Source organism: Pseudomonas reidholzensis (assembly GCF_900536025.1).
Taxonomy (GTDB): domain Bacteria; phylum Pseudomonadota; class Gammaproteobacteria; order Pseudomonadales; family Pseudomonadaceae; genus Aquipseudomonas; species Aquipseudomonas reidholzensis.
In genome coordinates this window covers 148,509-170,676 of the sequence record NZ_UNOZ01000004.1, presented here as the reverse complement: position 1 = coordinate 170,676, position 22,168 = coordinate 148,509, and the positions used below count along the sequence as shown (strand labels likewise).

Here is a 22,168-nt window from a genome sequence, read left to right as displayed (position 1 = left end):
AGAACGGAGAGGGGCAGAATTATCCAGATTGCGGAAAAAATTTCAACCTGATTTGATGGGTTTTTATTTCCCCAAGGAGCGTCACCCGCATGGAACACCGCAAGCTCGGCCGTACCGACCTCAACGTCAGCGCCCTGTGCCTGGGCACGATGACCTGGGGAGAGCAGAACGATCAGGCCCAGGCCTTCGAGCAGATCGCCCGGGCCAAGGCCGGCGGGATCAACTTCATCGACACCGCCGAGATGTACCCGGTGCCGCCCCGCCCGGAAACCTACGCCGCCACCGAGCGCATCATCGGCAACTGGTTCAAGGCCAACGGCGACCGCGACGACTGGATCCTGGCGAGCAAGGTGGCCGGCCCCGGCAACGGCATCAGCCATATCCGCGACGGCCAGCTCAAGCACAACCGCCAGCACATCGTTGCCGCGCTGGACGAAAGCCTCAAGCACCTGCACACCGACCGCATCGACCTGTACCAACTGCACTGGCCGGAGCGCAACACCAACTTCTTCGGCAAGCTGGGCTACCAGCACCTGCCGCAGGACCACTTCACGCCGCTGGAAGAAACCCTCGAGGTGCTCGACGAGCAGGTGCGTGCCGGCAAGATCCGCCACATCGGCCTGTCCAATGAAACCCCGTGGGGCACGATGAAGTTCCTGCACCTGGCAGAGAGCCGCGGCTGGCCGCGTGCGGTGTCGATCCAGAACCCCTACAACCTGCTCAACCGCAGCTTCGAGGTGGGCCTAGCGGAAGTCGCGATCCGCGAGCAGTGCGGGTTGCTGGCCTACTCGCCGCTGGCGTTTGGCATGCTCTCGGGCAAGTTCGAGAACGGTGCACGACCTGAAAACGCCCGCCTGACCCTGTTCAGCCGCTTTTCTCGCTACTCCAACCCGCAGACGGTCGCGGCCTGCAGCCGTTATGTGCAGGTGGCCCGCGAGCATGGCCTGGACCCTGCGCAGATGGCCCTGGCGTTCGTCACCCGGCAGCCGTTCGTGACCAGCAACATCATTGGCGCTACGACCCTGGAGCAACTGGAGAGCAACCTGGCGAGTACCGAACTGGTGCTCAGTGACGAGCTGTTGGCAGCGATCGAGGCGGTGCACCAGGATCAGCCAAACCCGGCGCCCTGATCGAACACTGCGGCGCCTGCTTCGCGGGTAAACCCGCTCCTACAGGGAGGACTGCAGACCTTGTGGGAGCGGGTTTACCCGCGAAGCAGGCGGCGTGGATCCAGCGGGGTAGACACAATCGCCAAAAAATAAGACGATCCAGCCGGTGATTGACCACTCTACCCTATAAGAACAATGACAATGATGTTTACCCAACCCCCCGCTTCACTGCGGCGCGTCAGCATTCTGGCTGTCGATAACGTGTTCGCATCGACACTGATGCAGGCCAAGGATTTCTTCCACCTGGCCAGCCTGCGCTACAGCAAACAGCTGGGCCTGGGCCTGCAACCGATGTTCGAGATCTGCCTGGTGAGCCCCGATGGGCAACCGGTGGACAGCTTCAGCAATGTGCAGGTGCCGGTCGACGGCGGCCTGGGCGATGCCGATGTGATCATCCTCCCGGCGTTCTGGGACGACTTCGACAACCTCTTGCAACAGTACCCCCAGGTCCTGCCCTGGCTGCGTGAGCAGCATGCGCGTGGCGCGGTGCTCTGCGGCGAGGCCAGTGGCGTGTTCTGGCTGGCCGAGGCCGGCCTGCTCGATGGCAAGGAGGCGACCACCTACTGGCGCTTCTTCACCAGCTTCGCCGAGCGCTTCCCCAAGGTGCGCCTGAACCAGGACAAGCACCTGACCGACGCCGACAACCTGTACTGCGCCGGCGGCACGACATCGGCCTGCGACCTGTACATCTACCTGATCGAGCGCTTCTGCGGGGCCAACGTGGCCCGCGCCGTGGCCCGCGACATCCTCTATGAAGTGCAGCGCAGCTATACCCCTGGGCGCATGGGCTTTGGCGGGCAGAAGCTGCACCAGGACCTGATCATCCTGCAGATCCAGCACTGGCTCGAAGAGCACTTCGCCGACAAGTTCCGCTTCGAGGACGTGGCCCGCAACCACGGCATGAGCATTCGCAACTTCATGCGCCGCTTCCAGACCGCCACCGGCGACAAGCCGCTGCATTACCTGCAGCGGCTGCGCATCGAGACGGCCAAGGGCCTGCTGTCGAGCACCCGCAAGAGCATCAAGACCATCAGTTACGAGGTGGGGTATGACGATGCCAGCTTCTTTGCCCGGCTGTTCCGTCAGCACACCGAGCTGTCGCCTAACCAGTATCGCCAGCAGTTCATGCAAGAGGCTTGAAGGCAGCACCAAGCGTTGAGCTTCAAGGGCAGAGAAAAGAAAAAGCCAGAGCAGTTCGCGGACTGCTCTGGCTTTTTCTTGTCGCTTGCAGCGTGAAGCGTGCAGCTGCTGTCAGGGCTTGTGCGCGCGCGACAGGAACTCGTGCGACTGCATCTCCAGCAACCGGCTCAGGGTCCGCTGGAACTCGAAGCTCAGGCGGCCACCGGTGTACAGGTCCTTCAGCTCGACCTCGGCAGAGATGATCAGCTTGACGTTGCGGTCGTAGAACTCGTCCACCATGTTGATGAACCGCCGGGCGATGTCATCGGTGGCCACGCCCATCTGCTCGACATTGCTCAGCAGCACGGCATGGAAGATCTTGCCCAGTTCGATGTAGTCGTTCTGGCTGCGCGGCCCGTCGCACAGGGCGCGGAAGTCGAACCAGGCGACGTCGTCGCAGGTACGCAGGGCGACGATCTCGCGGTTCTCGATCATCAGCACGTCGTTTTCGACGGCCTGGGTGCATTCCGGCGTCAGCGCCTTGAAGCTCTGGCGCAGGCTCTCGTGCGCGGCGGCATCCAGCGGGAAGTGGAACAGCTCGGCCTGCTCCAGGTGACGCAGGCGGTAGTCGACCCCGCTGTCGACGTTCACCACGTCGGTGAACTGCTTGATCATGGCGATTGCCGGGAGGAACCGCGCCCGCTGCAGGCCGTCCTTGTACAGGCCGTCCGGGACGATGTTGGAGGTCGCCACCAGCGAGACGCCGTTCTTGAACAGCTCTTCCATCAGCGTGCCGAGGATCATCGCGTCGGTGATGTCGGAGACGAAGAATTCGTCGAAGCAGATCACCCGGGCTTCCTGCGAGAAGCGCTTGGCAATGACCGTCAGCGGGTTCTTCTCACCCTTGAGGGTGCGCATCTCTTCGTGCACGCGCTTCATGAAGCGGTGGAAGTGGGTGCGCATCTTCTGCTCGAACGGCAGCGCTTCGAAGAAGGTGTCCACCAGGTAGGTCTTGCCCCGGCCTACCCCGCCCCAGAAGTACAGGCCCTTGACCGGGGTCTGGTCCTTCTTGCCGAACAGCTTGCCGAACATGCCGGGCTTGTTGTTCTGCGCCGCGATCAGATCGTCGTACAGACGCTGCAAATGACGCACCGCTGTTTCCTGCGCCGCGTCATGGAAGAAATCGGGACGTTTCAGATCTGCTTGATATCGTTCTAAGGGCGTCATAATTCGTTAGCGAGGTAACAAAAGCGGGCCGTCACTGTAGCGACGGGCCCGCATAATGGCAATCAGACTTGCGGCGAAATGCCTCAGTCCTGTTGCGGTTGCAGTGCCTGGCGCAGGGCAGAGACGGCGGCGTCACGGGCGTCGGCGTCGGCCAACTGCGGCCCGTCGGCCACGTGCTCGCCGTCCAGCCACAGGGCAAAGCCCAGGCCGTCGACACGCACGTCGGCGTCGCCACCTTGCTGCAGCTGCTTGCTGACCGCGCCGGCGCTCTTGCCGTCGGCGAAGCTGCGCGAGAGCAGCAGTTGCTCGCCGTCAGCGGCCAGCAGGCGGAAGCGGAAGCTGCCGTCTTCGTCGCGGAAGCTGACGAAGCGGGCGCTCTTGGCGGCCTTCTTCTTCACTTCGCCGGTGTTCTGCACGCTGCTGCGGAACGAGCGCAGGCCTACCGCCTCGCGCAGTTGCTCGAGGAACGGGGTGGCAGTCTTGCGGGCCTTGGCGGCGCCGGCCAGGAGGATGTCCTCGAGGTCGGCCGGGCGGGCGATCAGCTGCAGGTAGTGCTCGCGCGGCGCGGCCAACTGGCCGTCGAGCAGCTGGAACAGGCGCTGCTTGGCTTCGCCCCAACCCAGGCCCTGCAACAGCTCGTCGCGGAATTCGGCGGATTGCGCCGGCGTCGAGAAGGCCTGGAACAGGGTGAACAGGTGCGAATTGTCCGGGTCCTTGGCCTCGCCCGGTGCGCGCGAGTCGGTGACGATGCGCGAGATCGCGTCTTTCATGTCCTTGGCGCTGGCGAACAGCGGGATGGTGTTGTCGTAGCTCTTGGACATCTTGCGACCGTCCAGGCCCGGCAAGGTCGCCACGCTCTCCTCGATCACCGCTTCCGGCAGGGCGAAGAAGTCCTTGCCCTGGCCGAACAGGTGGTTGAAGCGCTGACCGATGTCGCGGGCCATTTCCACGTGCTGGATCTGGTCACGGCCCACCGGCACCTTGTGCGCGTTGAACATGAGGATGTCGGCGGCCATCAGCACCGGGTAGCTGAACAGGCCCATGGTGACGCCGGCGTCCGGGTCTTCGCCGTTTTCCAGGTTCTTGTCGACCGAGGCCTTGTAGGCGTGGGCGCGGTTGAGCAGGCCCTTGCCGGCGACACAGGTGAGCAACCAGGTCAGCTCGGGGATCTCGGGGATGTCCGACTGGCGGTAGAAGGTCACCTTGTCCGGGTCGAGGCCACCGGCCAGCCAGGTCGCGGCGATTTCCAGGCGCGAGCGCTGGATGCGCAGCGGGTCATCGCACTTGATCAGCGCGTGGTAGTCGGCCAGGAAGTAGAACGAGTCGGCACCGGGCTGCTGGCTGGCGAGAATGGCCGGGCGGATGGCGCCGGCGTAGTTGCCCAGGTGCGGGGTGCCGGTGGTGGTGATACCGGTAAGGATGCGCGTAGTCATGGGTAATCGCTTGATCAGGCTTGGCTCAGTTCGAGAGACGCGGCAGCACCAGATCCTTCAGATCGGTCAGCTTGCCATGGAAAAAGTGTCCGCATTCTGCCACTTTCAGCAGCTCATGGGGGCGCGACAGGCTGTCGGACCATGCGTAAACCCGCTGCGGATCGACCACTTCGTCGGTCTCCGGCTGGATCACTGTCAGCGGGCAGCGCTGCGGCAACGGGAAATCTTCATTCAGACGCATGACCGCAGGCGCGACCATGAACAGCTGCTGCAGTGTCTCGCCCTGGGCCTCGAGGCGCCCGGCCAGGCTGGCGGCGACAAAGCCACCAAACGAGAAGCCCATCAGCACCAGCGCCTGCGCGGGGTGGTTGGCACGCACCCAGGCGGCCACCGCCTCGGCGTCCTGCACTTCGCCGGCGCCCATGTCATGGCTGCCGGCGCTCTGGCCGACACCGCGGTAGTTGAAGCGTAACGTGCTGTAACCGGCATCGCGGGCGGTGCGCTGCAGGGTCGAAACCACCTTGTTGAGCATGGTGCCGCCCTGGACCGGGTTGGGGTGGCAGATCACCACGATGCCGCGGGCATCGGCGACTTCCAGCAGCAGGGCTTCCAGTTGGCCGCAGGGGCCATCGATGAACAAGGGGGTTTCGCGGATAAGCAAAGCACTACTCCGTGACCTCAGGAAGGGTCGACTCGTCTAGCTGATGAATTCTGTTCTGAAATATTTGCGATCGCTCGCGGTATACAGCGCAGGTCTGAGCCGTTAACGTAAAGCAAAGCCGTTTATAGAGGAAGGACTCGTGGAACTCTCGCTCCTTGTTTGGTTGTTGCCGACCCTGGCCCTGGTCGTCGGCGTAGTCGCCGGCTTCGTCGTGGCCCGCCTGCTGCCCAACGCTGCGCCGAGCAGCACGCAACGTCAGCTGGATGATATCCAGCAGCGTTTCGACAGTTATCAGAACGAAGTGGTGACGCACTTCAACAGCACCGCAGCCCTGGTCCAGCGCCTGACCCAGAGCTACCAGGACGTCCAGGACCACCTGGCCGACGGTGCCAACCGCCTGGCACTCGACGAGCTGACCCGTCAGCGCCTGCTGGCCGCCCTGCACTCCGAAGCTGCGCAAGGTCCACGCGACCGCCTGACGCCGCCGAAAGACACCGCGGAAGTACCGCGTGACTACGCGCCCAAGGCGCCGAACTCGCCGGGCATGCTCGACGAGAGCTACGGCCTCAAGCGTTGATCCGGATGCAATGAACAAAGGCCTCGTGAGGGGCCTTTTTTGTGCCTTGCGGGTCAGGCCTCTTCGCGGGTGAACCCGCTCCCACAGAATGGATGCCATTTCATTGCTTTAGCAGGGTCCCTGTGGGAGCGGGCTTGCCCGCGAAGAGGCCGGCTGTAGCACCCTCGATGTACGGCGAGGGCTTTGCCCTCGTTCGCGGGCGAGCCCGCTCCCACAGGGTGAGGCGTCGTTACAAAGTCCAGTGGAGGGTTACCCGCGAAAAACCCAACGTATATCCTCAGCCTTACGCCCCTAATGCCTGCTCGATATCGGCAATCAGGTCCTCGATATCCTCCAACCCCACCGACAGCCGCACCAGCCCTTCGGAGATGCCATGCGCGGCCCGCTCCTGCGGCGTATAGCTGGAGTGGGTCATGCTCGCCGGATGCTGCGCCAGCGACTCGGCATCGCCCAGGCTGACCGCCCGGCTGAACAGCTGCAAGGCATTCATGAAGCGCCTGCCCGCCTCGATGCCGCCCTTCAGCTCGAAGGCCAGCATGCCGCCCGGCAAACGCATCTGCCGTTGCGCCAATGCGTACTGCGGGAAGCTCGCCAGCCCTGGGTAATGCAGCAGCTCCACCTGCGGCTGAGCCTCGAGGAAGGCCGCCACCTGCGCGGCATTGGCGCAATGCCGGTCCATGCGCAGGGCCAGGGTCTTGATCCCGCGCATCAGCAGCGAGGCGTCGTGCGGCGAGAGCACCGCGCCGGTCATGTCCTTCAGCCCTTCGAGGCGAATGCGATCGACCAGCGCCTTGCGCCCGACCACCAGCCCGGCGGTGATATCGCCATGGCCACTGAGGTACTTGGTCGCCGAATGCACCACCAGGTCCACGCCCAGTTCCAGCGGGCGTTGCAGGTAAGGCGTGCAGTAGGTGTTGTCGACCACCACCTGCACCGAGTGCTCACGAGCCACGCCGACCACGGCGGCGATATCGACCAGTTGCATGTTGGGGTTGGCCGGCGATTCGAAGTAGATCATCCGTGTTTTCGGGGTGATCGCTGCACGTAGCGCCTGCAGGTCGTTGAGGTCGACATGCTGGACCTTGACCCCGAATTCGCCGATGCCGTGGTGCAGGAAGGCAAAGGTGCAGCCATACAGCGTGCGCCCGACGATCAGCTCGTCGCCGGGCCGCAGCAGGGTCCACAAGGTCGAGGTGATCGCGCCCATGCCCGAGGCCAGGGCCAGCCCTGCCTCACCGCCCTCCAGTGAAGCCATGCGCTGTTCCAGCAGGGCCAGGGTCGGGTTGGAGATGCGACTGTAGAAGTGCCCGGGCTCTTGCCCGGCAAAGCACGCCGCGCCGTATTCGACGGTCGGGAATGCGAAGGTGGCGGTCTGGTAGACCGGCGGCACCAATGCCCCGCCGTGCGACAGCGGGTCGTAGCCGTGGTGGATCGCTCGCGTGGAAAACCCTGAATTATTGTCGCAGTCGCGCATGGCAACAGCCTCGTGTGGTTTGTAATAAGCTTATGCCAATGCGCTACCGGGATTTTTCCAAAGTTGCCCACGCAAGCGGGTGGTTATTGGAACAAAAACAACAATTACCCTTGCAGGAGGGCAAACCATGCCTTCAACCCTCGACCGCACCGACCGCGCCCTGCTTGCCGCCTTGCAGGACAACGCCCGCCTCACCGTGTCTGAACTGGCCGACCAGGTTTCGCTGACCACTTCACCGTGCTGGCGGCGGGTCAAGTTGCTGGAAGACAACGGCTATATCACCGGGTATCAGGCCATTTTGTCGCCCAAGTCGTTAGGGTTCGGGGTGACGGCGTTCGTCAGCATCATGATGGACTCGCACACCAAGGACATGGCGCTGGCGTTCGAACAGCGGTTGCTGGAGATTCCCGAGATCGTGGCTTGCCACAATATTTCTGGGCGGTATGACTTCTTGCTGGAGATTCTGGCGAGGGACCTGGAATCGTTTGGGGAATTTACCCGCGAGGTGCTGCAGCGGTTGCCGGGGGTGAAGGAGATTTACTCGAGTTTTTCGTATAAGGCGGTGAAGGAGCGGCGGGTGATTCCGGTTTCGGAGAAGCATATTTAGCGCGCGGGATGGCTCGGTATCCCGGCCTGGTTTTGCACCCGGGTTTAGGACTTACCCTATTCCTTGTAGTCCATTTCCCAAACACACTACCAACCCCTTTCAAGCCATTGCGGTGTTCTGGGTTGAGCCCTAGTCTCGGGCGGTCGCTACCAATCAGCGACCGGCTTTGACAGGCCGACTCAAATTGAAACCCATGGCTTTGCCTTTAATGGCGGCTGTGTGTGGGGCATCTTCGGGTGCGCCGGTTTTCCTCAATTTGGCCGGTCTGTCAACCCGCTCACAGCTGCCACCCTTTGTTTGACAGCAAATGGTGCTGCCCCATTGCAAATTGAGGGTAAGACCATGCTTAAGATTGTCCCCGACCCACCCCACAATCCCCACTCCATTGAAGACACCCTCGTCCAGGCCACCGAGTACGCCCTGTGCGCGCAGACGGTGGCCCAGCAGGCGATCCTGCTCCAACCCCGATCACCCGGCTCGATGCTGATGATGGCCACGGTGCACGAGCTAGAGGCGCTGCGCACGCTGCTTGAGTCGGCGTTGATGCAGGTTCAGTTGCCAGCAGGCCGGCGCACGGCGCACTAAGGCCCAGTCAGGTGTTGACTGGCCGGGCCTCTTCGCGGGTAAACCCGCTCCTACAGGGTCTGCGCGATGCCTGTAGGAGCGGGTTTACCCGCGATGAGGCCCGGCCAGACACACAATCAGGGAGAGTGAAAAATGGCTAATGACGACATCACCACACCCACCACCGTCGGCAAGACCCGTTTCTACCAAGGCGAAGGCATGACCCAGCCCTTGTTCTGCATAGAACCCGGCATCCCTTGCCAGCATGCCCGCGAGCAGGCCTCGGAGTTGATGGGCGTTGTGCGAGAGCTGACCATCACCGGTGTGATGGAAGATAACCCGCAACTGGTCTGGGCCTCGCACTACCTGAGCGCATTGGCCAAGGCACTGTTGGATGACGCCGAACTCGGCATGACGCGCACGGATCACTGAACCGGACCGGGCTGCTCTGCAGCCCTTTCCAACCAACCAGCACCCGGCAAGCCAGTGACTGAACTGCCACTCCATAAGAGTGATGCCCTGAAGGCCATCCCTTTCAAGGTCTTCGTATTGTTCCTGAATTTATCCTTGGCTTGAGCTCGCCGGGGCCGCTGCGCAGCCCTTTCGCGACACAAGGCCGCTCCCACATGGGCGGCGTCGTGCAGTAACGTTCGCGAACGAAACAGAAACTGGGCAACACCGCATCCTGTGGGAGCGGCCTTGTGTCGCGAAAGGGGCGCGCAGCGGCCCCGGCAAGCTCACGACAAGCGCAATTTCAACACGCCTTGAAAGGGATGGACCTAAAGGCGCAAGACTTCCCCGGACAAACAAAAAACCCCGCCGAAGCGGGGTTTTTCATACATCCAACACCAGCGCTTAGATCGCGCCGCGCTGACGCAGCAGGTCGAGCACTTGCTTGATGCTTTCTTCAACCCCGGTGCTCTGGGTGTCGATCACCAGGTCAGCATCCAGCGGCACATCGAACGGGAAGCTTTCACCCGGGATGTTATCGCCGCCAGCGGCATACAGGCCTTGCGGGTCACGCTCACGGCAGGCAATCGGCGATGCCTGGACGTACACGGTCAGCAGACGCTCCTTGCCGATCAGTGCCTTGGCCTGTTCGCGGCCTTCGGCATCCGGGGCGACGAACGCGGCCAGGGTCAGCAGGCCGGCTTCGTTGAACTGACGCGCCACGTGGGCGGCACGGCGCCAGTTCTCGGTGCGACCGGCACGGTCCTGCGGCAGGCCCTTGTTCAGGTCGTGGCGCAGGTTCTGGCCGTCGAGCACGTAGACCGCACGGCCCATGTCGAACAGCTTGCGCTCCACGGCATAGGCCAGGGTGCTCTTGCCCGCGCCGGAGAGGCCGCTGAACAGCACGGTGGCCGGCTGCTGGCCGAAGCGCAGGGCGCGCTCTTCGGTGGCAACGTGCGCCTGCTTGCCATGCTGGCCGGTGCTGCCGTGCGGCAGGACAGGCTGGGCGATGATCATGCCGGCACCCACGGTACCGTTGGTCAGGCGGTCGATGATGATGAACGCGCCGGTGGTGCGGTTGCTGTCATAGCCGTCGAGGGCGATGGCGGCGTCGAGGCTGACCTTGACCAGGCCGATCTCGTTCAACTGCAGCGCACTGGCCGCGCCCTTCTCGAGGGTGTTCACATCGACCTTGTGGGTGATGCTGGCAATCGAGCCCGGCACATAGCTGGTGGCGCGCTTGATGTCGTACTTCTTGCCGGGGAGCATCGGCTCCTCGGCCATCCACACGAGCATGGCGTCGAACTGGTCGGTCACCGGCGGGACGTTGTCGGCATGCACCAGCAGGTCGCCACGGGAGATGTCGATCTCGTCTTCCATGGTCAGGGTCACGGCCTGGCCTGGGCCGGCGTGTTCCAGCTCACCTTCGTAGGTGACGATGGACTTGACCCGGCTGCTCTTGCCCGACGGCAATACGACGATTTCATCGCCCTTGTGCACCACGCCGCTGGCCAAGGTGCCGGCGAAGCCGCGGAAGTTCAGGTTCGGACGGTTGACGTACTGCACCGGGAAACGCAGGTCGGTGAAGTTGCGGTCGGCCGCGACTTCAACGGTCTCGAGGATTTCCATCAGCGCAGGGCCCGTGTACCACGGCGAACGCTCGCTGCGGTTGACCACGTTGTCGCCCTTGAGCGCCGACATCGGCACGAAGTGCAGGCTGCTCGGGGTCAGGTTGATGGCGTCGGCGAACTTCAGGTAGTCGGCCTTGATCGACTCGAAGACCGCCTCGTCGAAGCCCTTGAGGTCCATCTTGTTGATCGCCACGACGATGTGCTTGATGCCCAGCAACGAGGCGATGTAGCTGTGCCGACGGGTCTGGGTCTGCACGCCATAACGGGCATCGACGAGGATGATCGCCAGGTCGCAGGTCGAGGCGCCGGTGGCCATGTTGCGCGTGTACTGCTCATGGCCGGGGGTGTCGGCGATGATGAACTTGCGCTTGGCGGTGGAGAAATAGCGGTAGGCGACATCGATGGTGATGCCCTGCTCGCGCTCGGCCTGCAGGCCGTCGACCAGCAGTGCCAGGTCGATGTCTTCGCCCGTGGTGCCGGATTTTTTCGAGTCGCGAGTGATCGCTTCGAGGTGGTCCTCGTAGATCATCTTGGAGTCGTGCAGCAGGCGCCCGATCAGGGTGCTCTTGCCGTCATCGACGTTGCCGCAGGTGAGGAAACGCAGCAGTTCTTTGCGCTCGTGCTGAGCCAGATAAGCGACGATGTCTTCGCTGATCAAATCGGATTGATGCGACATGGAGTAACCCTGAAAATTAGAAGTAGCCCTGACGTTTTTTGTCTTCCATGGAGCCGGCGCCATCGTGGTCGATGACACGGCCCTGGCGCTCGGAAGTGCGCGTCAGGAGCATTTCCTGAATGATATCGGTCAGGCTCTCGGCCTCCGATTCCACCGCGCCCGTCAACGGGTAGCAGCCGAGGGTACGGAAACGCACCTTCTTCTTGACGATGCGGGCTTTGTCTTCGTCGCTCAGGTGCTCGAGGATGCGCTCGTCGTCGATCATGATCAGGGTGCCGTTCTTCTCGATGACTTCACGCTCGGCGGCGAAGTACAGCGGCACGATCGGGATACCTTCGAGGTAGATGTACTGCCAGATGTCCAGCTCGGTCCAGTTCGACAGCGGGAACACGCGGATCGACTCGCCCTTGTTGACCTTGCCGTTGTAGACGTTCCACAGCTCGGGGCGCTGGTTTTTCGGGTCCCAGCGGTGCTTGCTGTCACGGAACGAGTAGACCCGCTCCTTGGCCCGCGACTTCTCTTCGTCACGGCGCGCACCACCGAAGGCGGCATCGAAGCCGTACTTGTCCAGCGCCTGCTTGAGGCCCTGGGTCTTCATGATGTCGGTGTGCTTGGAGCTGCCATGGGTGAACGGGTTGATGCCCTGCGCCACCCCTTCCGGGTTGACGTGGGTGATCAGCTCCAGGCCCATTTCCTCGACCATCTTGTCGCGGAAGCTGTACATCTCCTGGAATTTCCAGCGGGTGTCGACGTGCATCACCGGAAACGGCAGCTTGCCCGGGAAAAAGGCCTTGCGCGCCAGGTGCAGCATCACGGCGGAATCCTTGCCGATCGAGTACAGCATCACCGGGTTATCGAACTCGGCGGCCACCTCGCGGATGATGTGGATGCTTTCCGCCTCCAGCTGTTTCAAGTGCGTCAGTTTGTCGACCATGGCTACTCACGTAAAACGATCTTATGAACGGCCAGCGGGCCGTGTTCGAGCGGGCCACTTTATCACAGGGCCTGATTCTATTTAGGAGGGTGGCTAGATCGAAACGGTCTAACCATATGACTGTGGGTTTGGGCTGGCAAGGGGCCTGCTGCGCAGGCCATCGCAGGCAAGCCAGCGCCTACAGGGTCTTGCGCGATCTCTGTAGGAGCGGGCTTGCCCGCGAAATGAGCACCTCGCGATCAGATCGGATTCGGGCAATCGATGAACAGGTGCTCCACGGCAAACCGCCGCGCCAGGTAATCGCCCAGCGCCTGCACGCCATAGCGCTCCGTGGCATGGTGGCCGGCGGCGATGAAGCTGATGCCGTTCTCGCGGGCACTGTGGAAGGTCTGCTCGGAGGCCTCGCCACTGAGGAACAGGTCGACCCCCTGGGCAATCGCCGTGTCGATGTAACCCTGGCCGCCCCCGGTGCACCAGCCGATCCGCCGCACCCGTTGCTCACCCTCGATCAGCAGCGGCTCGCGGCCCAGCGCGTCCTGCACACGGCGGGCGAAATCACGCGCCGACATGGCCTCATCGAGCGAACCGACCATGCCCACCACCTTCGGGTTGCTAGGGTCCAGCGGGCCCTCGACGGTAATCCCCAACTGATGCGCGAGTTGCACGTTATTGCCCACCTCCGGGTGCACATCCAGCGGCAGGTGGAACGCCAGCAGGCTGATGTCGTGCTTGAGCAAGGTCTTCAGGCGGCGCTGCTTGATGCCGGTGATGCACGGGTTTTCACCTTTCCAGAAGTAGCCGTGGTGCACCAGCACCAGGTCGGCCTCGGCCTCGACCGCCGCGTCCAGCAGCGCCTGGCTGGCGGTGACGCCGCTGACGATGCGGCTGACCTGTGGGCGCCCTTCGACCTGCAGGCCATTGGGGCAGTAATCCTGGATCTTGGCGCTGGACAGATAGCGCTCGGCTTCCTCGACCAGGGTGCTCAGGGCGACGGCCATGGAAAATCTCCTCGAAATCTGCACGTTTGGCGGGCTCAACGCCCGTATAATGGCCGCCATTATGGGCCGTCGCCGGCTTCGGGGAAACCGGCGCAGTCGCCTGGGGGCAGCCATTCCAGCCGTCGCCGATCACCCCTGTCGAGGTGTATGATCGCGCGCGTTTGCGTCCCGGGCCGCTCTGCAACGGCCCTTGCCCCACTCCCAGGATTTTTCGATGCTCAAGGTTCTGCGTTACTTTGGCTGGCCACTGCTCACTGGCACATTGATCGCGTTGCTGGTTATCCAGCGTTTCCCCGAATGGGTCGGCCTGCCCAGCCAGGACGTCAACCTGCAGCAGGCGCCGCAGACCACGCAGATCATGCAGGGGCCGGTGTCCTATGCCGATGCGGTGACCCTGGCCGCACCGGCGGTGGTCAACCTGTACACCACCAAGGTGGTCAACAAGAGCGCCCATCCGCTGTTCGAGGACCCGCAGTTCCGCCGCTTCTTCGGCGACAACCTGCCCAAGCAGCGGCGCTGGGAGTCGAGCCTGGGTTCGGCGGTGATCATGAGCCCCGAGGGCTACCTGCTGACCAACAACCACGTCACCAGCGGTGCCGACCAGATCGTGGTGGCGCTCAAGGATGGCCGCGAGACCGTCGCGCGGGTGATCGGCAGCGACCCGGAAACCGACCTGGCGGTGCTCAAGATCGACCTCAAGAGCCTGCCGGCGATCACCATCGGCCGCTCCGACACTATCCATATCGGCGACGTCTCGCTGGCCATCGGCAACCCGTTCGGCGTCGGCCAGACAGTCACCATGGGCATCATCAGCGCCACCGGGCGTAACCAGCTGGGCCTGAACAACTACGAAGACTTCATCCAGACCGATGCAGCGATCAACCCGGGCAACTCCGGTGGTGCGCTGGTCGATGCCAACGGCAACCTGGTGGGCATCAACACGGCGATCTTCTCCAAATCCGGCGGCTCGCAGGGCATCGGCTTCGCCATCCCGGTCAAACTGGCGCTGGAGGTGATGAAGTCGATCATCGAGCACGGCCAGGTGATCCGTGGCTGGCTGGGCATCGAGGTGCAACCGCTGAGCCAGGAGCTAGCGGAGTCGTTTGGCCTGGAGGGGCGTCCGGGGATCGTCGTCGCGGGGATCTTCCGCGATGGCCCGGCGCAGCGTGCGGGCTTGCAGTTGGGTGATGTGATCCTGAGCATCAACGGCGAGCCGGCCGGTGATGGGCGCAAGTCGATGAACCAGGTGGCGCGGATCAAGCCGACCGACAAGGTGGCCATCGAGGTCATGCGCAACGGGCAGCAGCTGAAGCTGATTGCCGAGGTGGGGCTGCGCCCGCCACCGGCGCCGGTGGCCAATACCGAAGAGAAATGATCTACAGCCTGGGGCCGCTTTCGCGGCCCCCGCTTTATCAATGCAGGATCTGGCTCAGGAACAGCTTGGTCCGATCACTCTGCGGCCGGTCGAAGAAGTCATCCGGCGCCGCCTGCTCGACGATCTCGCCCTTGTCCATGAAGATCACCCGGTTCGCCACGGTCCGGGCAAAGCCCATCTCGTGGGTCACGCAGAGCATGGTCATGCCATCCTCGGCCAGGCCGACCATGGTATCCAGCACTTCCTTGACCATTTCTGGGTCGAGCGCCGAGGTCGGCTCGTCGAACAGCATGATCTTCGGCTTCATGCACAGCGCCCGGGCAATCGCCACGCGCTGCTGCTGACCACCTGACAACTGCCCGGGAAACTTGTGCGCCTGCTCCGGGATCCGCACCCGCTCAAGGTAGTGCATGGCGATTTCCTCGGCCTTGCGCTTGGGCATCTTGCGCACCCACATCGGCGCCAGGGTGCAGTTCTGCAGGATGGTCAGGTGCGGGAACAGGTTGAAGTGCTGGAACACCATGCCCACCTCGCGGCGGATCGCCTCGATCTGCTTGAGGTCGTTGGTCAGCTCGACGCCATCGACCACGATGCGCCCCTGCTGATGCTCCTCGAGCCGGTTGAGGCAGCGGATGGTGGTCGACTTGCCCGAGCCCGACGGCCCGCAGAGGACGATGCGCTCGCCCTGACGGACGTTGAGGTTGATGTCCTTGAGCACGTGGAACTGGCCGTACCATTTGTTCACACCCTGCATCTGGATGATGCCTTCGGGGCCAGCAGGCTGCTTGATCGCTTCACTCATTTCGAAACTCCTAACGCTTGTGGCCAGTGTCCAGCTTGCGCTCCAGGTGCATGGAGTAGCGGGACATACCGAAACAGAAAATCCAGAACACCAGGGCCGCGAACACGTAGCCCTCGGTCGCCATGCCCAGCCAGGCCGGGTCGGCCGCCGCCTGCTTGACGCTGTTGAGCAGGTCGAACAGGCCGATGATGATCACCAGGCTGGTGTCCTTGAACAGGGCAATGAAGGTGTTGACGATGCCGGGGATGACCAGCTTGAGTGCCTGCGGCAGGATCACCAGGCCCATCGCCCGCCAGTAGCCCAGGCCCATCGCCGCAGCGGCCTCGTACTGGCCCTTGGGAATGGCCTGCAGGCCGCCGCGCACCACTTCGGCGATGTACGCCGACTGGAACAGGATCACCCCGATCATCGCCCGCAGCAGCTTGTCGAAGCTCATGCCCTCGGGCAGGAACAACGGCAGCATCACCGACGACATGAACAGCACGGTGATCAACGGCACGCCGCGCCAGAACTCGATGAAGGTCACGCAGACCACCTTCACCGCCGGCATGTTCGAGCGGCGCCCCAGCGCCAGCAGGATGCCCAGCGGCAAGGCTCCGACGATACCCACGGTGGCGATCACCAGGGTCAGCATCAGGCCGCCCCACTGGTTGGTCGGCACCGTCGTCAGGCCGAAGCTGCCGCCATGCAGCAGCAGGTAGGCGAGCACCGGGTACAGCACCAGGAAGCCCAGGCCGTAGATCGCCTTGCGCGGGAAGCGATTGATGAACAGCGGCGCCGCGCCGATCACCGCCAGCCACACCGTCAGGTCGACGCGCCAGCGCAGTTCGGGGGGGTAGTAGCCGTACATGAACTGGCCAAAGCGTTGCTGGATGAACACCCAGCAGGCGCCCTCCTTGGTGCAGTCGGCACGGGTGGTGCCGACCCAGTTGGCATCGATCAGCGACCACTGCAGCAGCGGCGGCACGATCAGCCACACCAGGTACAGGGCGACCAGGGTCAGCAAGGTGTTGAGCCAGCTGGAGAACAGGTTTGCACGCATCCATGCGAGCACGCCGACGGTTTTCACCGGGGGCGGCATATCGGGTTTGAAAACGTGTGCATTCACGGGCAGAACCTCACCGCTCGATCAGCGCGATGCGCTTGTTGTACCAGTTCATCAGCAGCGAGATGCTGATGCTGATGGCGAGATAGACACTCATGGTGATCGCGATCACCTCGATCGCCTGGCCGGTCTGGTTGAGTACCGTACCGGCGAACAGCGAGACCATTTCCGGGTAGCCGATACCGGCCGCCAGCGACGAGTTCTTCGCCAGGTTCAGGTACTGGCTGGTCAAGGGCGGAATGATCACCCGCAGCGCTTGAGGGATGATCACCTTGCGCAGGGTCGGGCCCTCACGCAGGCCCAGCGAACGCGCGGCTTCTGTCTGGCCATGGCTGACCGAGCGAATCCCCGAGCGAACGATCTCGGCGATGAACGCCGCGGTATAGATGGTCAACGCCAGGGTCAACGCCAGCAGCTCCGGGATCAGCACCCAGCCACCGACGAAGTTGAAGCCCTTGAGCTCGGGCATTTGCCAGTGCAGCGGGCTGCCGAACAGCACGGCGCAGACGCCCGGGACCCCGAGCAACAGCAGCAGGCCGACCCAGAACTTGTGGAACGGCTCACCCGTCTCGTTGAAGCGCTTGTTGGCCACCCGCACCATCAGCACCACCGCCACGATCGCCAGCAGCACGGCGATGACGAACGGCCAGAAGCCCTCGGCCATGGACGCGCCGGGCATGTTCAGGCCGCGGTTGCTGATGAAGAACATGTCGTCGATGTTGATGCTGCCGCGCGGTCCGGGCAGGGTCAGGAACACCGCGAAGTACCAGAACAGGATCTGCAGCAGCGGCGGGATATTGCGGAAGGTCTCCACGTACACGGTGGCCAGCTTGCTGATCATCCAGTTCGGCGACAGCCGCGCCACGCCGATGATGAACCCCAGCAGGGTGGCCAGGATGATGCCGATGAAGGTCACCAGCAGGGTATTGAGCAGGCCGATGAGGAACACCCGCGCATAACTGTCTGACTCCACATAGGGAATCAGGTGCTGGGCGATGCCGAAGCCGGCGCTGCGTTCAAGGAAGTCGAAACCGGAGGTGATGCCCCGGTGTTGCAGATTGGTCTGGGTGTTGTGGAACAGGTACCAGCCCAGACCGACCACGAACAGCACCGTGAGGATCTGGAACAGCCAGGCGCGCACACGCGGGTCGTTCAGGGACAACCCCTTTTGTGCGTCGATTCGATTTTGCATGAAGTGCCCCGGAAAAAAGGGATCAGAACAGCCTGCGGCGGCGGGATGCCGCCGCAGGGTGCAGCCAGTCAGCGCACCGGTGGTGCGTACTGGATGCCGCCGTTGTTCCACAGGGCGTTCATGCCACGGTCGATCGCGAGCGGGGTGTCTTTGCCAAGGTTCTTCTCGAACACTTCGCCGTAGTTACCCACTTGCTTGACGATCTGCACTACCCAGTCCTTGGGCAGCTTGAGGTCCTTGCCGTATTCACCGTCGGCACCCAGCAGACGGGCGTTGTCCGGGTTCTTGGTGGACTTGGCTTCGGCCTCGACGTTTTTCGAGGTGATGCCCGCCTCTTCGGCGTTGAGCATGGCGTAGAGGGTCCACTTGACGATGCTGAACCACTCTTCATCGCCTTTGCGCACCACCGGGCCAAGCGGCTCCTTGGAGATGGTTTCCGGCAGCACCACGTACTCGGTCGGCGCGGCCAGCTTGGAGCGTTGTGCGTAGAGCTGCGACTTGTCCGAGGTGAGCACGTCGCAACGACCGGACTCCAGCGACTTGGCGCTCTCGTCGGAGGTGTCGAAGGTGATCGGGGTGTACTTCAGGCCGTTGGCGCGGAAGTAGTCGGAGACGTTCAGTTCGGTGGTGGTACCGGCCTGGATGCACACGGTGGCGCCGTCGAGTTCCTTGGCGCTGGAGACGCCGAGCTTCTTGTTGACCAGGAAGCCGATGCCGTCATAGTAGGTGACGCCGGCGAACACCAGGCCCATGCCGGAATCGCGCGAGCTGGTCCAGGTGGTGTTGCGCGACAGCACGTCGACTTCGCCGGACTGCAGCGCGGTGAAGCGCTCCTTGGCGTTGAGCTGGCTGAACTTGACCTTGGTGGCGTCGCCGAATACCGCAGCGGCGACGGCGCGGCAGACATCGGCATCGATGCCGACGATCTTGCCCGTGGAGTCAGGGACCGAGAAACCGGGAAGGCCATCACTCACGCCACACTGGACGAAGCCCTTCTTCTTTACCGCATCCAGCGTGGCACCGGCGTGGGCCATGCCCACCGAGCCCAGCGTGGCGGCAGCGGTCAGGACTGCCAGGGTGGTTTTCAACATCTTCATTCACAACCTCCAAATCGCTCTTGTTGTATCGAGCCGGTATTGCACCGCACCCTTATGAGGCGCATCCGACCCTGGTTGGCTTGTTTTTGGGTCAATTGGCGCAATGAGCTGTTCTATGACAGCCTTCGAACCGCGCTTAGGGTGTTACCGTCTCGGGCCATTCCCTTCGCATCACTTGATTCATAGCAAAGCGCGTACCACAGTCGGGGGCTTAAGCGATTAAGCGGCCGTCAAGTAGGAAAAGTTGTAGAGTTGCGACATCCTTTTCTGACATTGGCCACCGACGCCTTCTTTTCACGCACTTATTCAGTACGCGCGCACACTTTCGGAGCAGTCATGACCAACCCGTTGATTCTCGAACCGCAAAACACCGCCGACGCTTGTGTGATCTGGTTGCACGGCCTGGGTGCCGACCGTTACGACTTCCTACCGGTGGCCGAACTGCTCCAGGAGCGTTTGCTCAGCACGCGCTTCGTCATGCCCCAGGCGCCGACCCGGCCAGTGACCATCAACGGTGGCTATGCAATGCCCAGCTGGTACGACATCAAGGCCATGAGCCCAGCCCGTGCCATCGACGAAGCCCAGTTGGAGGAGTCGGCCGAACAGATCATCGGGCTGATCAAGGCCGAGCAGGCCAAGGGCATCGACCTGGCACGCATCCTTCTCGCCGGTTTCTCCCAGGGTGGCGCGGTGGTGCTGCACACTGCCTATATAAAGTGGCAAGAAGCGCTCGGCGGGGTCATCGCGCTGTCCACCTACGCCCCGACCTTCAGCGACAGCCACCAGCTGTCGGCCTGCCAGCAGCGCACACCCGCACTGTGCCTGCATGGCGTGCATGATCCGGTGGTGATCCCGTCCATGGGCCGCACCGCCTTCGAATACCTCAACACCTGGGGCGTGGCCGCGCGCTGGCAGGAATACCCCATGGAGCATGAGGTTGCCGTGGCCGAGCTGAAGGATATCGGCGATTGGTTGCACGAGCGCCTGCTCTGATCCGGGCCCGCTTGTAGTTGCCTGAGCATTGGGCTACGCCGCGCCTGATTCTTGCATTACACTGCCCGGCGTACATTCCTTAATCAATTGATGAGATGACCGTGCTCAAGGCACTGAAAAAAATATTCGGCAAGGGAGACGCCGTGCCTCAGGCCGTCGCACCCGATGCCCACGTGATCCTGCCCGTGCCTGCGGCTACGCCGCCGGCTCCCGAGGCCAAGGCCAGCCCAGTGGCTGAGCCCCCTGCCAGCCCTCGCGTCGACACGCCTGTCCAGGACAAGCCGCGTCGCGAGCGCAAGCCCAAGCCACAGGCCAGCCTGTGGAAACCGGAAGATTTCGTCGTCGAGCCTCAGGAAGGCAAGATCCGCTTCCATGACTTCAAGCTCTCCAACGAGCTGATGCACGCCATCCAGGACCTGGGTTTCCCCTACTGCACGCCGATCCAGGGCCAGGTGCTGGGTTACACCCTGCGCGGCCAGGACGCCATTGGTCGCGCCCAGACCGGCACCGGCAAGACCGCTGCGTTCCTGATCTCGATCATTTCCCAGCTGCAGCAGACGCCACCGCCCAAAGAGCGCTACATGGGCGAGCCGCGTGCGCTGATCATCGCCCCGACCCGTGAACTGGTGGTGCAGATCGCCAAGGACGCCGCGGCGCTGACCAAGTACAGCGGCCTCAACGTGATGACGTTTGTCGGCGGGATGGACTTCGACAAGCAGCTCAAGGCCCTCGAAGCGCGCCATTGCGACATCCTCGTGGCCACTCCGGGGCGCCTGCTGGACTTCCACCAGCGTGGCGAAGTGCACCTGGACATGGTCGAAGTGATGGTCCTGGACGAAGCCGACCGCATGCTCGACATGGGTTTCATCCCCCAGGTGCGGCAGATCATCCGCCAGACCCCACCGAAGAGCGAACGCCAGACCCTGCTGTTCTCCGCGACCTTCACCGAAGACGTGATGAACCTGGCCAAGCAGTGGACCACCAACCCGGCGATCGTCGAGATCGAGCCGGAGAACGTCGCCAGCGAGACCGTCGAGCAGCACGTGTATGCGGTGGCTGGCAGCGACAAGTACAAGCTGCTGTACAACCTGGTGACCCAACAGAAGTGGGAACGGGTGATGGTCTTCGCCAACCGCAAGGATGAAGTGCGGCGCATCGAAGAGCGCCTGGTGCGCGACGGCATCAACGCCGCCCAGCTGTCGGGTGACGTGCCGCAGCACAAGCGCATCCGTACCCTGGAAAACTTCCGCGAAGGGCGTATCACCGTGCTGGTGGCGACCGATGTGGCGGGCCGTGGGATTCACATCGATGGCATCAGCCACGTGATCAACTTCACCCTGCCAGAAGACCCCGACGACTACGTGCACCGGATTGGCCGTACCGGCCGGGCTGGCGCCGCGGGTGTGTCGATCAGCTTTGCCGGCGAGGATGACTCGTATCAACTGCCGGCGATCGAAACGCTGCTGGGGCGCAAGATCAAGTGCGAGATGCCGCCGGACGAACTGCTGCAAGCGGTGCCGCGCAAGCACCCCTGACCGCTGCGGGCTTCGCTCTCACAGGCTCCCTGCTGATGCAAGGATCCTGTAGGAGCGGGCTTGCCCGCGAACCGGGGCATCGCCCCGGCCCTCCCCCACGCATTACCAGCGCTGCGCAGCGTCCTGATCGGACTGCTTGCCTTCCACCCAGCGCGGTCCCTCCTGGGTGTTCTCCTTCTTCCAGAACGGCGCGCGGGTCTTCAGGTAGTCCATGATGAAGTTGCAGGCATCGAATGCGGCCTGACGATGGGCACTGGCCACCCCGACGAACACGATCGGCTCGCCCGGCTCGAGGGCACCGATGCGGTGCAGCACCTCGACCTTGAGCAACGGCCAGCGCTGCTCGGCCTCGACCACGATCTTGGCCAGGGCCTTTTCGGTCATCCCCGGGTAATGCTCGAGAAACATCCCGGCCACGTCCCGGCCATCATTGAAATCGCGCACATAGCCGACAAAACCGACCACCGCCCCGACGCCGACATTGGCGGCATGCAGGGCGTTGACTTCGGCACCCGGATCGAACGCCTGCTGCTGCACTCGCACCGCCAT

21 protein-coding genes are annotated in these 22,168 nt (G+C 63.1%); 9 read left to right on the top strand and 12 right to left on the bottom strand.

The features are described 5' to 3' along the window. The first annotated feature begins 89 nt into the window (after positions 1 to 89). Positions 90 to 1,130: an NADP(H)-dependent aldo-keto reductase gene (locus CCOS865_RS05220; protein WP_119138549.1), complete on the top strand. Its 1,041-nt coding sequence runs from the start codon at positions 90 to 92 to the stop codon at positions 1,128 to 1,130. A gap of 282 nt (positions 1,131 to 1,412) precedes the next feature. After that, entirely contained in the window at positions 1,413 to 2,309 is an 897-nt protein-coding gene (locus CCOS865_RS05210) for a GlxA family transcriptional regulator (protein ID WP_167469016.1), read from the top strand. 111 nt (positions 2,310 to 2,420) lie between these two features. Here CCOS865_RS05210 and zapE read toward each other — a convergent pair whose 3' ends face one another. The 3 genes from zapE to CCOS865_RS05195 all read right to left on the bottom strand — a co-directional run bounded on the left by zapE (position 2,421) and on the right by CCOS865_RS05195 (position 5,609). Then, positions 2,421 to 3,515 carry a cell division protein ZapE gene (zapE, locus tag CCOS865_RS05205; protein ID WP_119138545.1) on the bottom strand — a complete coding sequence of 365 codons (1,095 nt, stop codon included), beginning with the start codon at positions 3,513 to 3,515 and terminating at the stop codon, positions 2,421 to 2,423. 83 nt (positions 3,516 to 3,598) lie between these two features. Then, positions 3,599 to 4,948: a tryptophan--tRNA ligase gene (locus tag CCOS865_RS05200; protein ID WP_119138543.1), complete on the bottom strand. Its 1,350-nt coding sequence runs from the start codon at positions 4,946 to 4,948 to the stop codon at positions 3,599 to 3,601. Positions 4,949 to 4,973: 25 nt separating this feature from the next. Further along, the gene (locus CCOS865_RS05195) at positions 4,974 to 5,609 is read right to left on the bottom strand and encodes an alpha/beta hydrolase (RefSeq protein WP_119138541.1); all 636 of its coding nucleotides are present in this window, start codon (positions 5,607 to 5,609) and stop codon (positions 4,974 to 4,976) included. A 139-nt stretch (positions 5,610 to 5,748) separates the two neighbouring features. Between CCOS865_RS05195 and CCOS865_RS05190 the strand changes: the two genes are divergently transcribed. Beyond that, complete coding sequence (locus CCOS865_RS05190; RefSeq protein WP_119138539.1) at positions 5,749 to 6,186, top strand: Z-ring associated ZapG family protein; 438 nt, start codon at positions 5,749 to 5,751, stop codon at positions 6,184 to 6,186. A 283-nt stretch (positions 6,187 to 6,469) separates the two neighbouring features. Here CCOS865_RS05190 and CCOS865_RS05185 read toward each other — a convergent pair whose 3' ends face one another. Next, positions 6,470 to 7,660 carry a methionine gamma-lyase gene (locus CCOS865_RS05185; RefSeq protein WP_119138537.1) on the bottom strand — a complete coding sequence of 397 codons (1,191 nt, stop codon included), beginning with the start codon at positions 7,658 to 7,660 and terminating at the stop codon, positions 6,470 to 6,472. Positions 7,661 to 7,787: 127 nt separating this feature from the next. On the opposite strand from CCOS865_RS05185, the gene CCOS865_RS05180 reads away from it, so the two are divergent. The 3 genes from CCOS865_RS05180 (at position 7,788) to CCOS865_RS05170 (ending at position 9,263) form a co-directional block, all read left to right on the top strand. Then, a complete protein-coding gene (locus CCOS865_RS05180; protein ID WP_119138535.1) occupies positions 7,788 to 8,267 on the top strand; it encodes an Lrp/AsnC family transcriptional regulator in 480 nt (159 codons plus the stop codon). Positions 8,268 to 8,609: 342 nt separating this feature from the next. Beyond that, positions 8,610 to 8,852, top strand: coding sequence for a hypothetical protein (locus tag CCOS865_RS05175; RefSeq protein ID WP_119138533.1), 243 nt, complete (start codon positions 8,610 to 8,612; stop codon positions 8,850 to 8,852). A gap of 132 nt (positions 8,853 to 8,984) precedes the next feature. Then, complete coding sequence (locus CCOS865_RS05170; RefSeq protein ID WP_119138531.1) at positions 8,985 to 9,263, top strand: DUF3077 domain-containing protein; 279 nt, start codon at positions 8,985 to 8,987, stop codon at positions 9,261 to 9,263. Positions 9,264 to 9,686: 423 nt separating this feature from the next. Here CCOS865_RS05170 and cysN read toward each other — a convergent pair whose 3' ends face one another. The 3 genes from cysN to CCOS865_RS05155 all read right to left on the bottom strand — a co-directional run bounded on the left by cysN (position 9,687) and on the right by CCOS865_RS05155 (position 13,520). Beyond that, positions 9,687 to 11,588, bottom strand: a complete 1,902-nt coding sequence (cysN, locus tag CCOS865_RS05165) for a sulfate adenylyltransferase subunit CysN (protein ID WP_119138529.1) — start codon at positions 11,586 to 11,588, stop codon at positions 9,687 to 9,689. Positions 11,589 to 11,604: 16 nt separating this feature from the next. After that, the gene (gene cysD / locus CCOS865_RS05160) at positions 11,605 to 12,522 is read right to left on the bottom strand and encodes a sulfate adenylyltransferase subunit CysD (RefSeq protein ID WP_119138527.1); all 918 of its coding nucleotides are present in this window, start codon (positions 12,520 to 12,522) and stop codon (positions 11,605 to 11,607) included. A 239-nt stretch (positions 12,523 to 12,761) separates the two neighbouring features. Beyond that, the gene (locus tag CCOS865_RS05155; RefSeq protein ID WP_119138525.1) at positions 12,762 to 13,520 is read right to left on the bottom strand and encodes a Nif3-like dinuclear metal center hexameric protein; all 759 of its coding nucleotides are present in this window, start codon (positions 13,518 to 13,520) and stop codon (positions 12,762 to 12,764) included. A 214-nt stretch (positions 13,521 to 13,734) separates the two neighbouring features. On the opposite strand from CCOS865_RS05155, the gene algW reads away from it, so the two are divergent. Next, positions 13,735 to 14,895, top strand: a complete 1,161-nt coding sequence (algW, locus tag CCOS865_RS05150) for a Do family serine endopeptidase AlgW (protein ID WP_119138523.1) — start codon at positions 13,735 to 13,737, stop codon at positions 14,893 to 14,895. Between the two features lie 37 nt (positions 14,896 to 14,932). Here the strand turns inward: algW and CCOS865_RS05145 are convergent, their stop codons facing one another. From CCOS865_RS05145 to CCOS865_RS05130, 4 genes are all read right to left on the bottom strand, one after another. Beyond that, positions 14,933 to 15,697, bottom strand: coding sequence for an amino acid ABC transporter ATP-binding protein (locus tag CCOS865_RS05145; protein ID WP_119138521.1), 765 nt, complete (start codon positions 15,695 to 15,697; stop codon positions 14,933 to 14,935). A gap of 10 nt (positions 15,698 to 15,707) precedes the next feature. Beyond that, positions 15,708 to 16,805 (bottom strand): amino acid ABC transporter permease, encoded by a 1,098-nt coding sequence (locus CCOS865_RS05140; protein ID WP_119138519.1) that lies wholly within the window; start codon positions 16,803 to 16,805, stop codon positions 15,708 to 15,710. A gap of 10 nt (positions 16,806 to 16,815) precedes the next feature. Beyond that, positions 16,816 to 17,994 carry an amino acid ABC transporter permease gene (locus CCOS865_RS05135; protein WP_119138517.1) on the bottom strand — a complete coding sequence of 393 codons (1,179 nt, stop codon included), beginning with the start codon at positions 17,992 to 17,994 and terminating at the stop codon, positions 16,816 to 16,818. A gap of 68 nt (positions 17,995 to 18,062) precedes the next feature. Then, a complete protein-coding gene (locus CCOS865_RS05130; RefSeq protein WP_119138515.1) occupies positions 18,063 to 19,091 on the bottom strand; it encodes an amino acid ABC transporter substrate-binding protein in 1,029 nt (342 codons plus the stop codon). Positions 19,092 to 19,427: 336 nt separating this feature from the next. On the opposite strand from CCOS865_RS05130, the gene CCOS865_RS05125 reads away from it, so the two are divergent. Further along, the gene (locus CCOS865_RS05125) at positions 19,428 to 20,084 is read left to right on the top strand and encodes an alpha/beta hydrolase (protein WP_119138513.1); all 657 of its coding nucleotides are present in this window, start codon (positions 19,428 to 19,430) and stop codon (positions 20,082 to 20,084) included. Between the two features lie 101 nt (positions 20,085 to 20,185). Then, positions 20,186 to 21,619: an ATP-dependent RNA helicase RhlB gene (gene rhlB, locus CCOS865_RS05120; protein WP_119138619.1), complete on the top strand. Its 1,434-nt coding sequence runs from the start codon at positions 20,186 to 20,188 to the stop codon at positions 21,617 to 21,619. Positions 21,620 to 21,721: 102 nt separating this feature from the next. Here rhlB and moaE read toward each other — a convergent pair whose 3' ends face one another. Then, positions 21,722 to 22,168: a molybdopterin synthase catalytic subunit MoaE gene (moaE, locus tag CCOS865_RS05115; protein ID WP_119138512.1), complete on the bottom strand. Its 447-nt coding sequence runs from the start codon at positions 22,166 to 22,168 to the stop codon at positions 21,722 to 21,724.

What these genes read in the sequence shown, in the direction of transcription:
- CCOS865_RS05220 (WP_119138549.1), top strand. Translation starts at nt 90, where the DNA reads ATGGAACACCGCAAGCTCGGCCGTACCGACCTCAACGTCAGCGCCCTG.
- zapE (WP_119138545.1), bottom strand. Translation starts at nt 3,515, where the DNA reads ATGACGCCCTTAGAACGATATCAAGCAGATCTGAAACGTCCCGATTTC.
- CCOS865_RS05200 (WP_119138543.1), bottom strand. Translation starts at nt 4,948, where the DNA reads ATGACTACGCGCATCCTTACCGGTATCACCACCACCGGCACCCCGCAC.
- CCOS865_RS05185 (WP_119138537.1), bottom strand. Translation starts at nt 7,660, where the DNA reads ATGCGCGACTGCGACAATAATTCAGGGTTTTCCACGCGAGCGATCCAC.
- CCOS865_RS05180 (WP_119138535.1), top strand. Translation starts at nt 7,788, where the DNA reads ATGCCTTCAACCCTCGACCGCACCGACCGCGCCCTGCTTGCCGCCTTG.
- CCOS865_RS05175 (WP_119138533.1), top strand. Translation starts at nt 8,610, where the DNA reads ATGCTTAAGATTGTCCCCGACCCACCCCACAATCCCCACTCCATTGAA.
- CCOS865_RS05170 (WP_119138531.1), top strand. Translation starts at nt 8,985, where the DNA reads ATGGCTAATGACGACATCACCACACCCACCACCGTCGGCAAGACCCGT.
- cysN (WP_119138529.1), bottom strand. Translation starts at nt 11,588, where the DNA reads ATGTCGCATCAATCCGATTTGATCAGCGAAGACATCGTCGCTTATCTG.
- cysD (WP_119138527.1), bottom strand. Translation starts at nt 12,522, where the DNA reads ATGGTCGACAAACTGACGCACTTGAAACAGCTGGAGGCGGAAAGCATC.
- CCOS865_RS05155 (WP_119138525.1), bottom strand. Translation starts at nt 13,520, where the DNA reads ATGGCCGTCGCCCTGAGCACCCTGGTCGAGGAAGCCGAGCGCTATCTG.
- algW (WP_119138523.1), top strand. Translation starts at nt 13,735, where the DNA reads ATGCTCAAGGTTCTGCGTTACTTTGGCTGGCCACTGCTCACTGGCACA.
- CCOS865_RS05145 (WP_119138521.1), bottom strand. Translation starts at nt 15,697, where the DNA reads ATGAGTGAAGCGATCAAGCAGCCTGCTGGCCCCGAAGGCATCATCCAG.
- CCOS865_RS05135 (WP_119138517.1), bottom strand. Translation starts at nt 17,994, where the DNA reads ATGCAAAATCGAATCGACGCACAAAAGGGGTTGTCCCTGAACGACCCG.
- CCOS865_RS05130 (WP_119138515.1), bottom strand. Translation starts at nt 19,091, where the DNA reads ATGAAGATGTTGAAAACCACCCTGGCAGTCCTGACCGCTGCCGCCACG.
- CCOS865_RS05125 (WP_119138513.1), top strand. Translation starts at nt 19,428, where the DNA reads ATGACCAACCCGTTGATTCTCGAACCGCAAAACACCGCCGACGCTTGT.
- moaE (WP_119138512.1), bottom strand. Translation starts at nt 22,168, where the DNA reads ATGGCGGTGCGAGTGCAGCAGCAGGCGTTCGATCCGGGTGCCGAAGTC.